Source organism: Nocardioides sp. zg-1230 (assembly GCF_013155335.1).
In the GTDB taxonomy this organism is placed as follows: Bacteria; Actinomycetota; Actinomycetes; order Propionibacteriales; family Nocardioidaceae; genus Nocardioides.
On the sequence record NZ_JABJQZ010000005.1, the window covers coordinates 245,084 to 258,104 of the forward strand.

At 70.9% G+C, this 13,021-nt stretch carries 8 protein-coding genes; 6 read left to right on the plus strand and 2 right to left on the minus strand.

All coding sequences use genetic code 11. From position 1 onward, the window contains the following. Positions 1-6 precede the first annotated feature (6 nt). Positions 7-1,455 (minus strand): cytochrome ubiquinol oxidase subunit I, encoded by a 1,449-nt coding sequence (locus HOO61_RS17050; protein ID WP_172260610.1) that lies wholly within the window; start codon positions 1,453-1,455, stop codon positions 7-9. 91 nt (positions 1,456-1,546) lie between these two features. On the opposite strand from HOO61_RS17050, the gene HOO61_RS17055 reads away from it, so the two are divergent. Next, positions 1,547-1,939: a BlaI/MecI/CopY family transcriptional regulator gene (locus HOO61_RS17055; RefSeq protein ID WP_172260612.1), complete on the plus strand. Its 393-nt coding sequence runs from the start codon at positions 1,547-1,549 to the stop codon at positions 1,937-1,939. An 11-nt stretch (positions 1,940-1,950) separates the two neighbouring features. Then, positions 1,951-2,814 carry a M56 family metallopeptidase gene (locus HOO61_RS17060; protein WP_172260614.1) on the plus strand — a complete coding sequence of 288 codons (864 nt, stop codon included), beginning with the start codon at positions 1,951-1,953 and terminating at the stop codon, positions 2,812-2,814. Positions 2,815-2,901: 87 nt separating this feature from the next. On the opposite strand, the gene HOO61_RS17065 is transcribed toward HOO61_RS17060, so the two are convergent. After that, a complete protein-coding gene (locus tag HOO61_RS17065; protein ID WP_172260616.1) occupies positions 2,902-6,153 on the minus strand; it encodes a M4 family metallopeptidase in 3,252 nt (1,083 codons plus the stop codon). A gap of 184 nt (positions 6,154-6,337) precedes the next feature. Here HOO61_RS17065 and HOO61_RS17070 point away from each other — a divergent pair, with 184 nt between their 5' ends. The 4 genes from HOO61_RS17070 (at position 6,338) to pgsA (ending at position 12,956) form a co-directional block, all read left to right on the plus strand. Then, on the plus strand, positions 6,338-8,983 hold the full coding sequence (locus HOO61_RS17070) for a DNA translocase FtsK (RefSeq protein WP_172260618.1): 2,646 nt from the start codon (positions 6,338-6,340) through the stop codon (positions 8,981-8,983). After that, entirely contained in the window at positions 8,983-10,671 is a 1,689-nt protein-coding gene (locus HOO61_RS17075) for a helix-turn-helix domain-containing protein (RefSeq protein ID WP_172260620.1), read from the plus strand. Before HOO61_RS17070 ends, HOO61_RS17075 begins: the two co-directional genes overlap by 1 nt. Positions 10,672-10,884: 213 nt before the next feature. Continuing rightward, on the plus strand, positions 10,885-12,336 hold the full coding sequence (rimO, locus tag HOO61_RS17080) for a 30S ribosomal protein S12 methylthiotransferase RimO (protein ID WP_216659086.1): 1,452 nt from the start codon (positions 10,885-10,887) through the stop codon (positions 12,334-12,336). Next, positions 12,333-12,956: a CDP-diacylglycerol--glycerol-3-phosphate 3-phosphatidyltransferase gene (pgsA, locus tag HOO61_RS17085; protein ID WP_172260624.1), complete on the plus strand. Its 624-nt coding sequence runs from the start codon at positions 12,333-12,335 to the stop codon at positions 12,954-12,956. Before rimO ends, pgsA begins: the two co-directional genes overlap by 4 nt. Positions 12,957-13,021: the final 65 nt, after the last annotated feature.

The window sequence follows — 13,021 nt, forward strand, 5'->3', positions numbered from 1 at the left end:
AGGAGGTCAGTAGGCGAAGGTGAGCGGGGCGTCCTCGTCGTCGGAGCCGCCGACCTTGACGCGGGGCGGCTCCTCGTAGGGGTCGGCGCCCTTCCTGATGTAGGTGACGAGCAGCTTGACCTCGATCACCGCGAGAACGGCGTACAGCGAGGTGAGCACGACGAGGGACGTGGCGGCCTCGAAGGTCGAGACGCCGGGCGACACGCCGGACTCGGTGGTCATCAGGCCGAACACGACCCACGGCTGCCGGCCCATCTCGGTGAAGATCCAGCCCCACGACGACGCCAGCGTCGTGGCGATCGGCAGGCTCAGCCCGAGGACGCCGAGCCAGCGGACCCCGGGCGTGCGCCCCTTGCGGGTCAGCCACAGGATCAGCGCAGCGCCGCCCGCGGCGAAGAAGCCGAGGCCCATCATGAAGCGGAACGACCAGTAGGTCACCGGGATCACGGGGGTGTAGTCGCCCTCGGTGAAGGCCTTGGACGCCGGGTCGGAGCCGTAGGTCTCGGCGTACTCCTCGCGCAGCGGGTTGATCCCCTCGACGGTGCCGTCAAAGGACCCGGTGCCGAGGAAGGACAGCAGGCAGGGGACGGTGACGGCGAACTTCTCCTCCTTCCCGTCGGGGGTGCCGATGGTGAAGACCGAGAACGGTGCGCAGCTGTCGCTGGTCTCGTAGAGGCCCTCGGCGGCTGCCATCTTCATCGGCTGGACCTCGGTCATGACCTTGCCCTGCAGGTCGCCGGTGACGGCGACGCCGATCCCCGCCAGCAGCGTGACGACCGCGCCGATGCGGATGGCGCTGTGGTACATCGGGCGGTCGGCCTCGTGCTTCTTCTTCATGTAGAGGTAGGCCGAGACGCCGAGCAGGAAGGTGCCCGCGGTCATGTACGCAGCGAAGATCACGTGGGGGAACGTCACCACCTGGACCTTGTTGAACATCACCGCCCAGAAGTCCGTCAGCTCCGCGCGACCCGACTCGGGGTTGAAGCGGTAGCCCACCGGGTGCTGCATCCAGGAGTTGGCGGCCAGGATGAACCACGACGAGGCGAGCGTGCCGAGGTGCACCAGCCACATGCAGCCCGCGTGCAGGCCTCGGGGGAGCTTGTCCCAGCCGAAGATCCAGAGCCCGAGGAAGGTCGACTCGAGGAAGAAGGCCAGGAGTCCCTCGACGGCCAGCGGGGCCCCGAACACGTCGCCGACGAAGCGCGAGTAGTCCGACCAGTTCATCCCGAACTGGAACTCCTGCACGATGCCGGTCACCACGCCGATGGCGAAGTTGATGAGGAACAGCTTGCCGAAGAACTTCGTCAGCCGGAGGTAGTCCTCCTTGCCGGTGCGCACCCACGCGGTCTCCAGCCCGGCGATGACAGCCGTGAGCCCGATCGTCAGCGGCACGAACAGGAAGTGGTAGACGGTGATGATCCCGAACTGCCAGCGGGCGATGTCGAGGACGTCCATGGGACCCTTTCGGCGAAGGAGTTACTACACAGCGTAGTAGATACTACGCCGTGTCGTAGTTCCGGGGTCAGGGCCTCTAGACTCCTGTTCCATGAGTCCTAGGTCCCGGACGGGGGAGCTCGAGCAGGCCGTCCTCGAGGTGCTGTGGGACCTCGACGCGGCCGGCCGCACCGCGAGCCCGGACGGGCCCGGGGTCAGTGGCCGGGAGGTGCACGAGCGGCTCGCCGGCCGCAACCTGGCCTACACGACCGTGATGACGGTCCTCGACCGGCTGGCCCGCAAGGACCTCGTCGTACGACAGCGCGAGGGCCGCGCGTTCCGCTACGCACCGCGACTCACCCGGGCCGCGATGACGGCCGAGCTCATGCACGAGGCGCTCGAGGGCACCAGCGGCGACCGCGAGCAGGCACTGGTCTCGTTCGTGGGGGAGGCCAGCGCCGAGGACCTGGCCGCGCTGCGGCGCGCCCTCGACCACCTGGGCTGACCCGACCGGCGATGCCGACACCTGTCGTCCTCGGCACGCTCGCCGTGCTCCTGGCCGGGCCGCTGCCGTGGGTGCTGTCACGGTGGACCGGGCTCCGTCGCACGCCCGCCGCGGCCATGCTGCTGTGGCAGAGCACCGCGCTGGCCGCGGTCCTCGCGGCGCTCGGCGCCGGGCTGTCGCTGGTGACCGAACGGCTCTGGGAGGACCCGGCAGGCCCCGGCGACGTCGTGGTGGCCGCCGTCGCGGGGGCGATCACCCTGGTCGTGCTGGCTCGCCTGCTGCTGAGCGGGCACCGCACCGGTACGTCGCTGCGGCGGATGCGCCGACGGCACCGCGAGCGCGTCGACCTGGTGGCGCGGACCGACGGGGGAGTGTCGGTCCTCGACCACGACGTGCCGGTGGCCTACTGCGTGCCGGGCATGAGCGGGTCGCGCATCGTCGTGTCGCGCTCGACCCTCACCAACCTCTCCCCGGCTGAGCTCGGTGCGGTCCTCGAGCACGAGCGCTCGCACCTGCGCGCGCGTCACGACCTCGTGCTGGAGGCGTTCACGGCCCTCCACCTGGCGTTCCCTCGCTGGGTCGCGAGCGCCGCGGCCCGCCGTGAGGTGGAGGTGCTGGTGGAGGTGCTCGCCGACCGGGCGGCCTGCCGCAGCGGCGACCGCCGCGCGCTCGTGTCGGCGCTCGTCACGCTTGCCGGGTCGACCGCGCCGGCCGGTTCGCTCGGGTCGTCCGGCTCGCTCGCTGCCCGGGTCGAGGTGCTGCGCGACGCCCGCTCCCACCCCTGGCAGGCGGCCGCCGTCTCCGGTCTCGCCGTCGCCATCCTGGCCCTCCCCACCGTGCTGGTGGTGCTGCCCTGGCTCACCGGGTTGGCCTGATCCGCGCACCGTCGGGGGCGCAGACGTACGAAGGCCCCGGCGGATCGCTCCGTCGGGGCCTTCGCTCGTGCTAGCCGGGCGTCAGGGTCAGCGTCGGATCCTGAACGTCAGCTTGTCCTTGCTCCTCGCCACCTGGGCGGTGCCGCGGTAGACGACGACCAGCGTGTGCTTGCCGACCCCGTAGTTCTTCCGGACCGTCATCACCACGCGGCCCTCGCGGACCTTGCGCGAGCCGATGCGCTTGCCGTCGATGCGGAAGATGACCCGTCCACGCAGTGCCCGGTTCTCCGTCTGGACCTTTCCGATCACGGTGAAGTCGTGGCCGAAGCGGGGCCGCTTCGGGGAGACCTTGCCCGTGGTCGTCGAGTCCGCGATCGGCTCCGGGGTGGGCGTCGGGGTCGGCGTCGGCGTCGGCGTCGGCGTCGGGGTGGGCGTGGGCTCCGTGGTGGGCGGGGTGGTGGCCGCGTCGGCGCACACCTCGACCTTCACGTTGTCGACGTACCAGCCGTCGATGCCGTTGCAGCCGTCGCGACCCATGTCGAAGCGGAACTCCACCGAGTCGCCCTCCGCTGCGAGTGCGCCGAGGTCGACGACCGAGGTGCCCCACGAGCCGTTGAGCTGGCCACCGTCGGTGCCGGTCCAGGCGGGCTCGCCGCCCATCGGGCCCTGACGCGAGTCCAGCTCGCCACCGGGCGCGTTGAACAGGTAGGCGTCGGCGGGGACGATCTCGAAGTCGCCGTCGTTGACGCTCACCTTCAGGTTGCCGCCGTCCCACGTCGCCTCGGTCGCCACGTAGTGGTCGAACGACAGACGCGGCGAGTCACCGGACGGCACCGCGATGGCCGGGCTGATCAGCCCGTTGCGGCTCGTGATGTCGTCGCTCGCCGGGTCGCAGTCGCCCTCGACCGGGTCGGGGCCGAACGCGACACCGCCGGAGTGGTCGGGAGCGTCGGTCGAGGCCACCCACGGGCGACCGGTGGAGGTCGGGTAGCCGAGCTCCTCGTCCTGGGTCCAGCCGGCGAGGCCGTCCTCGAAGTCCTCCGAGAACGAGGTGGTGACCGTGGTGCCCTCACCGCAGTCCAGGACGGGCATGCCCTCCTTGGCGAGCAGCGGCTCCCAGGCGCACTGCTCGGACGGGTCCGTGCGCAGCTCGGTCTCGGCGATCACGCTCGTGAGGTAGGCGCAGTCCGCCTTCTTCATGCCCCCTTGGACGACCGCTGGCTGGGTGACGCCGCCGTCGGCGCCGTCGGCCCGCTTCGGGTCGCCGAGCGTGACCTTCTCGATCGTCACGCCGGTGAGCGCCACGCACGAGGCCTCGAGGCCGTCGGCCAGGTCGGGGAAGTAGGACGCCGGGGTCAGGTAGTTGCTCTGGGTGTGCCAGAACAGCCACGCCGCCTTGTCCAAGCCGATCCCGGTGCCCTGTCCGTCCATGCCGTCCACCAGCAGGGCGAACGTGCGGTTGACCACGCCGGAGTTGGAGTGGACGCCGCCGCCGTCGTCGCTGGTGCAGTGGTACTCCTCGTCCGAGACCTTGCCCGGGTCGCCGTAGCAGTTGGGGTTCCACATGTCCCGGATCGCACCGCCGAAGGCGGGGTCGGACTCGCCCGAGAGCCAGCGGTAGGTCTCGTCGGTGTCGGCGGGGACGGCCTGGGTGGTGAAGCTGACCGGACCGCCGGCGTTCTTGAACTTCGTGCCGTCCTCACGGGTGACCATCACGCCGTAGATGTTGGCGGAGCCGGACATCGAGATCGGCGCGCGGCCGGCGACGCTGTCGCCCACGACGATGCCCTTCGCGCCCGCGGCCTGCGCGTTGGCGGCCTTGGTGCCGAAGGTGCACTCGCCGCGATCGACGTAGACCCAGTTGCCAGAGATGGCGCCGGCGTTGGTGAACGCCAGGCAGCCGTTGCCGGTCGAGCTGTCGACGGTGCCGTCGGACAGGGTGCCCGTGCCGTCGATGCCGACGACCGCGGTGCCGGTCACCGGGGTCTGCCCGATGGTCGGTCCGAAGGAGGCCGGGGCAGCGGTGCACGGCCCTGCAACGCTCGCAGGAGCGGTGATCTCCATGGTGATGTCGGAGCGCGTGTAGTCCGAGCACAGCCCGGGCGTGCGGTAGACGGGGGCGGCCGGCGTCTCGCCGCCCTCGTTCTGGCGCTTGTTGAGCATGTCGACGGTCTCGCCCCAGATGTCGGAGTAGGCCTCGTTCATCGCGCCGGACTGCCACTGGTAGATCAGGCCCGAGGTCGACTCGGTGTAGGCGTGGCCCCACTCGTGGGCGACGGTGTCGTCACCGGTGACGCCCGTGCAGTAGTTGGTGGAGAAGCCGTTCCAGTTGGCGTTGGGGCAGCTGATCCGCGGGTCGTTGTTGATGGTGTACATCGGACCGCTGTTGCCGTCCCAGCTGTTGTAGCCGAACGTGTTGCGGAAGAGCCAGTAGGACTCCGACGCGCCGAGCGCCTCGTTCTTCTGGTCCTCGGTCATGGTGCTCGGGAAGGCCTGGCCCTCGCTCCACACGTGGTCGTAGCCGTAGGGCGCCTTCTGCTGGGCCTCGTAGACGTGGCGCTCGAGCGCGTGGGCCATCATCGACCAGCGGTTGAGGGGCTTGCCGGTGGCGGCGTCGAGGATCAGCGACTCGCGGATGGTGGCCTTGTTCCAGACCTCCACGGCCCAGGCCAGACGGGCTTCACCGTCGATGCCGCGCGTGCTGCCCGTGCGGTAGATGGTGAGCTCGGCCTTGCGGACGGTCAGGCCGTCGCGGTAGCCGGCGGGCCCGCCGTCCTCGTAGCCGGACGGCTTGGCCTTGACGGCGGCCAGGGCCGTCTCCGACGCCTCGGCCTTGGACAGGCGCGGCGTCACGTCGAGCGAGAGGGCGGGTGCGGCGAAGCCGTTGACCGACGTGAGGTCGCCCTCGCGGTCCACGTGGGCCTTGACCTCGCCGGCGAAGACCGGCACGCCCCGGTAGGACTGCTGGAAGGTGACCGACCAGCCGGCCTTGTCGGCGTAGACCTCGGTCTGCGCCAGCTCGCCGGCTCGGGCGCCGAAGGCGCCGGCGAACTCGTCGAGGTAGGCCTCTGCCTTGTCGACCGCACCCTGACGGCCGTCGGCGGCCACGCTCGGGAGAAGGTCGCCCGAGGCGCCCTCGGCCCGGACGAAGCCGACCTTGTCGGTCGCGGGGTGTCGCCGAATCGCCACGGCGCCCGATGCGGCGCCGCGGATCTTGGTGACGGCAACGCCGTCGGGGTCGGCCTGTGCGGCCGGCGCTGCTTGCACGCCGATCGTCGGGAGCGCGGCGAGGCCGGCCCCTACGACGGCGAGTGCAAGTCCTCTGTTGAGGAGCTTCACTCTCTTTCCTCCGATTTCGAGACGCACTCGGAACCAAAGGTCGCCCGAGTGACGCGGCTCACCTTAAGTAGGACGTCCGACAATGTGAAGGGAGGGTGGAAGATTGCCCCCCCAGGGGTGGCTGTGCACGACACGCACTCGTGTGGTCCCTGTGACTGGTGTGGCGTGGCCGTAGGGTCAAACCATGGCGACCCGTACGTCTTCCCCGCCGGGGTCGCGGAGCTCGAGCACGTCTGGATCCAAGCGCACCACCAAGGGTTCGAGCACCCGATCACGGAGTACCAGCAAGCGCCCCGCCCCTCGCGCCTCAGCGAAGGGCCGGAGCCGCTCGACCGCGCGCCCGGCACCCCGTGCCGTCAGGAGCGGACCGGGTCCGGTCTCGCGCCTGTTCGGCGTGCTCGGCCGCGGCGTCGCCGCCGCCTGGCTCGGCATCGCCCACGCCGTGGGCGCGGTCGCCCGGTCGATCGGGCAGTCGGCCCGCGACCTCGACCCCGAGCACCGCCGCGACGGCGTCGGGCTGTTCCTCCTCGGCTTCGCCATGGTCGTGGCGGCCGCGGTGTGGTGGCAGCTGCCCGGTGGGGTGATGGACTTCGCCCGTTCGCTCACCTCGGGGGCGGTGGGCAAGGTCGGCTGGTTCGTCCCGCTGTTCCTCGTCTACGCCGGCTGGCGCACCCTTCGCGACCCCGAGCGCAACGGCCCCGCAGGCCGCCAGGTGATCGGCTGGGCGGCCTTCACGCTCGGGCTCCTCGGCATCGTGCACATCGCCAACGGCAACCCGCAGCCCGTCCTCGGCGACGCCACCAACCTCCAGGAGGCCGGCGGTGCCGTCGGCTACGTCACCTCGAGCCTGCTGCTCGACCTCATGCAGACGACGTACGTCGTCGTGCCGCTGCTGGCGCTCCTCGCGATCTTCGGCATCCTCATCATCACCGCGACGCCGGTCTACCAGGTCCCGGCCCGGCTGGCCGAGCTGCGCGACAAGGCCCTGGGTCGCACGGCGGCCACCGAGGCCGAGACCGACGAGCCGACCAAGCCGGCGCGCACGCGCCGTCGGTCGATGCTCGACGACGAGATCGACCCCGAGATGGGCGACCCCGCCTACGACAGTCCGGTGCTCGCCGACCGCGAGCTGAGGAAGCGTCGGAAGAAGAAGGCCCCGTCCGACGAGGGCGGCGAGCCCCAGGAGGACTACGGGATCGACCTGTTCGCCGACCCGATCGACAGCTCCGCGGACGCTCCGACCGAGGTCACCCCGGCCGTCGGAGCGATCACGGGCGGTGGCAAGGACGACACCGGACCCGTCGAGCCGCCGCCGCACACGCCGCTCCCCGCCCGGGTGGAGCAGCTGGCGCTGTCGGGCGACATCACCTACTCCCTGCCCGACAACTCCTCGCTCAAGCCGGGCTCGCCGCACAAGGCGCGCTCCAAGGCCAGCGACGCGGTCGTCGAGCGGCTGATGCAGGTGATGGACGAGTTCGGCATCGACGCCACCGTCACCGGCTACACCCGCGGCCCGACGGTGACCCGCTACGAGGTCGAGCTCGGACCGGCGGTGAAGGTGGAGAAGGTCACCGCGCTGTCGAAGAACATCGCCTACGCCGTCGCCTCGGCCGACGTCCGCATCCTCAGCCCGATCCCCGGCAAGTCGGCGATCGGCATCGAGATCCCCAACACCGACAAGGAGATCGTCTCCCTCGGCGACGTGCTCCGGTCCAACACTGCCCGCTCGGACCACCACCCGATGGTCGCCGGGCTCGGCAAGGACGTCGAGGGCGGGTTCGTCGTGGCCAACATGGCGAAGATGCCGCACCTGCTGGTCGCAGGTGCGACCGGCTCCGGCAAGTCCAGCTTCATCAACTCCCTGATCACCTCGATCCTGATGCGGGCCACGCCCGACGAGGTGCGGATGATCATGGTCGACCCGAAGCGGGTGGAGCTCAACGCCTACGAGGGCGTGCCGCACCTGATCACCCCGATCATCACCAACCCGAAGAAGGCCGCCGAGGCCTTGGCGTGGGTGGTGCGCGAGATGGACATGCGCTACGACGACCTGGCCAACTTCGGCTTCCGCCACATCGACGACTTCAACAAGGCGGTGCGGGCCGGCAAGGTCGAGGTGCCGGCGGGCAGCGAGCGCACCCTGACGCCGTACCCCTATCTCCTGGTGATCGTCGACGAGCTGGCCGACCTGATGATGGTCTCGCCCCGCGACGTCGAGGACTCGGTCGTCCGCATCACCCAGCTCGCCCGCGCGGCCGGCATCCACCTGGTGCTCGCCACGCAGCGACCGTCGGTCGACGTGGTGACCGGACTGATCAAGGCCAACGTGCCCTCCCGGCTCGCCTTCGCGACGAGCTCGCTGGGCGACAGTCGGGTCATCCTCGACCAGCCGGGTGCCGAGAAGCTGGTCGGCCAGGGTGACGGGCTCTTCCTGCCGATGGGCGCCTCGAAGCCGGTGCGTGTCCAGGGCTCGTGGGTCACCGAGGCGGAGATCCACCAGGTCGTCAAGCACTGCAAGGACCAGCTCGAGCCGACCTACGTCGAGGACGTGACGGCGCCGAAGGAGTCCAAGCGCGAGCTCGACGACGACATCGGCGACGACATGGAGCTCGTGGTGCAGGCCATCGAGCTGATCGTCTCCACGCAGTTCGGCTCGACCTCGATGCTCCAGCGCAAGCTGCGCGTCGGCTTCGCCAAGGCGGGCCGGTTGATGGACATCCTCGAGAGCCGCGGGGTCGTCGGCCCCAGCGAGGGCTCCAAGGCCCGCGACGTCCTGGTCAAGCCGGACGAGCTCGATTCCGTGATCGCCACGTTGGAGGGGGGAGCCTGATGGGCGCCAGATCGTTCGAAGAGGCAGTGCACGAGGACGACACCTACGACCAGACCGGTGAGCACGAGTCGCTCGCGGTCGCTCCCGACGCGGTGGAGGTACGTCGCAGCGCGGCCGTCGCCGCCGGCGTCGGGCTGACCGCCTCCGCGGTCGCCATCGCCTACCTCGGTCGGGCGACCCAGACCGGGTCCGCGCTCGACTGGGCCTTCGTGGTCGCGATGGGCCTGCTGGGTGCCTACTGGCTCGTCGGCCTCGTCGACGCCCGTACGCCGTTGCTCGTCGCCGACGCGCAGGGGATCCGGATCCGTCTGGGCCGCACGTGGCGCGGACTGCCGTGGACGGCGGTGCACCACGTCGAGCACACGCCCAGGCGGGGCCTGCTCCGCGACGGCCGCCTGGTCGTCGTACCCCACAACCTCGAGCTGATCGAGGCCGAGCTCACCGGCACCGGCAAGCGCCACACCAGCATCTCCCGGCTGCTGCACGGCGCACCGTTCGCGGTGCCGCTCGGGCTCTCGACGCGCGTCAGCGGCGCCGACGGCGACCTCACCGAGGCTCTCGGTCGGGTCGCGCGTGACGCCAGCCAGATCGTGGTGCTCGAGCCTGCGGCCGACGAGGTCGAGGAGACGCCGGAGGACGGGACGGGAGAGGCTGCCGAGCCGGTCGAACCGGAGGCCGTCGAGCCCGAGCCCGTCGAGCCCGAGCCCGTCGAGTCCGAGGTGGCCGTCGAGCCGGTCGTGGCGAGCCCGACGCCGGCAGCACTGCGCGAGACGGGTGCCGCGCGGCGCTCGGAGGTGCGACGCGACGTCGTCGTCGACGAGAACGAGCCGGAAGGTCGCGAGCTGCGCCGTCCCGGGCGGGTCAGCCTGGTGGAGGAGACCCAGTCATGGGGCGACCGCGTCCGCGCGATCGCCCGGCCCGGAGAGCCCGTCGAGCCGCTGGTGCTCGACGACTTCGAGGTCGAGCCCGCGGAGGACCCGGTCATCGGACCGGAGCTCGCCGCGGCCCGCACCCGGCTGGGCCTGAGCGTCGACCAGCTCGCCGAGCGCACCCGGATCCGCCCGCACGTCATCGAGGCCGTCGAGGTCGACGACTTCGAGCCCTGCGGTGGCGACTTCTACGCCCGCGGCCACCTGCGCACGCTCGCACGCGTGCTCGGCATCGACGTCGCGCCGCTGCTGGCGGCGTACGACGAGCGCTACGCGCACGCGCCGATCAACCCGCGTCGGGTCTTCGAGGCCGAGCTGGCCACCGGCGCGCACGGCTCCATCCGTGGCACCCGCCGCGGCCCGAACTGGTCCGTCCTGGTCGCCGTGGTGATGGCGCTCGTGCTCGCCTGGTCGATCGCCCGGCTCGTGATGGACACCCCGCCCGAGCTCCGGAACGCCACGCCGGTGCTCAACGGCTCCGGTGGACCGCAGGGCGCGGGCACGGCTCCGCTCGCCGAGCCGGTGGCGGTCGTGGTCAGCGCCGCATCGGGCGGTGCGCAGGTCGTCGTGCGGGACGGTGCGGGGGAGCAGGTCTTCAAGGGGGCCCTCGCCGTGGGCCAGACCCGGGAGCTGCAGGCGTCGCCGCCGGTGCGCGTGATGTCGTCCGACGGTGCCGTGACCGTCTCGCTGGCCGGCGGTGAGTCCCGCCCGGTGGGCGAGCCGGGTGTCGCTGGTCAGGGCACGTTCGTCGCCGACTGAGCTCCCGGAACTCCGTGCCGTCACCGCCCTTGGACGGATATCTGAGGACGTCGCGGACGGGAAGCACCTCTGATTCCGTTCACAGCGTCCTCAGATATCGGGCGAGCGCCGCGGGTGAGCGTGCTCACCGTGTCGACGTTGCGGGGTGAGGGGGGCCGACCCGGCATACTCACGGGTGCGATGACCACTGACACAGAGCTCCCCCCGACCCCACTGAACGTCGCTGTGGTGACCCTCGGCTGCGCCCGCAACGAGGTCGACTCCGAGGAGCTGGCCGGGCGCCTCGAGGCCGGCGGGTTCGTGCTCGTCGACGACGCCGAGGACGCCGACACCGTCGTGGTCAACACGTGCGGCTTCGTCGAGGCCGCGAAGAAGGACTCCGTCGACACGCTGCTGGAGGCCGCCGACCTCAAGGCGTCGGCCGGCCACGGCGGTCGAGCGCAGGCCGTCGTGGCGGTGGGCTGCCTGGCCGAGAGGTACGGCAAGGACCTCGCCGAGTCGCTCCCGGAGGCGGATGCGGTGCTCGGCTTCGACGACTACCCCGACATCGCCTCCCGGCTGCGCGCGATCGTGGCGGGGGAGACCCACCACGCGCACACCCCGTCCGACCGCCGACGGCTGCTGCCGATCTCGCCGGTCGAGCGCGACGCGTCCGGTGTCTCGGTCCCGGGCCACGACGTCGTGGCCGACCCCGGCGACATCGGCGAGGGTGCGCCCGCGACGGGTCCCCGAGCCGTACGCCGCCGCCTCGACGCCGGGCCGATGGCTCCGCTCAAGCTGGCCAGCGGGTGCGACCGTCGCTGCTCCTTCTGCGCGATCCCGAGCTTCCGCGGCTCCTTCGTCAGCCGCCGCCCCAGCGACGTGCTGCAGGAGGGGCAGTGGCTCGCCACCCAGGGCGTCAAGGAGCTCTTCCTCGTCAGCGAGAACTCCACCTCCTACGGCAAGGACCTCGGTGACCTCCGCCTGCTGGAGACGCTGCTGCCCGAGCTGAGCGGCATCGACGGCATCGAGCGGGTGCGGGTCTCCTACCTGCAGCCGGCCGAGACACGACCGGGCCTGATCGAGGCAATCGCCTCGACGCCCGGCGTGGTGCCCTACTTCGACCTGTCGTTCCAGCACGCGAGCGCCGCGGTGCTCCGGCGGATGCGACGCTTCGGCGACCCCGACAGCTTCCTCGGGCTGCTCGAGCAGATCCGCTCGCTCGCCCCGCTGGCCGGCGTACGGTCCAACGTCATCGTCGGGTTCCCCGGCGAGACCGAGGACGACCTGCAGACCCTGTGCGACTTCCTCGTCGCGGCCCGCATGGACGTCACCGGCGTCTTCGGCTACTCCGACGAGGACGGCACCGAGGCCGCGGGCTTCGCCGACGACCTCAAGCTCGACGACGACGAGATCCGCGCCCGCACCGAGCACGTCACGACGCTCGTCGAGGAGCTCAACGCCCAGCGGGCCGAGGAGCGCGTCGGCGAGGAGGTCGTCGTGCTCGTCGAGTCGGTCGAGGGCGGCGTCGTCGAGGGCCGGGCGGCCCACCAGGGTCCGGAGGTCGACGGTACGACGACGCTCACCGGTGCTGCCCACGCCCGCGTCGGCGACCTGCTCAGCGGGACCGTGACGGGCACCGACGGGGTCGACCTGATCGCACGCGTGGACGGAGCCGGAGCATGACGACCGAGCAGCAGGTCTCCAACTTCAACATCGCCAACGTGCTGACGGTGCTGCGCATCGCGATGGTGCCGCTGTTCGGCTGGGCGCTGCTCCACGACGGTGGCAACGACCCGCTGTGGCGCTGGGTCGCGTTCGGGCTGTTCGCCGTCGCGATGATCACCGACAAGATCGACGGCGACCTCGCACGCAAGCACAACCTGATCACCGACTTCGGCAAGATCGCCGACCCCATTGCCGACAAGGCGATCACGGGCATGGCCTTCATCGGCCTCTCGATCGTGGGGGACATCTGGTGGTGGGTGACCATCGTCGTCCTGCTACGCGAGTGGAGCGTGACGCTGCTGCGGCTGTCCGTCCTCAAGGACGTCGTGATCCCTGCTGCCCAGAGCGGCAAGATCAAGACCGTCCTGCAGGCGTTTGCCCTGGCCCTCCTGCTCTGGCCGCTGCCCCACGGTGACGCCCACGGCGGAGCGTTCGACTTCTGGCCCTGGCTGGTCGGCGAGGCGCTGTTCTACCTCGCACAGGTCATGCTCGCTGCGGCCGTCGCCATGACGATGTGGTCCGGCTATGAGTTCTTCCGCGACGTTCGGCGGGAACGCGGCGTCCGCACTCAGGGGTGAGACCTGTCAGGTCTCGACGATCGGTAAACGGCGATTTTGTCACTTATTGGTCGATATCCGTTCGT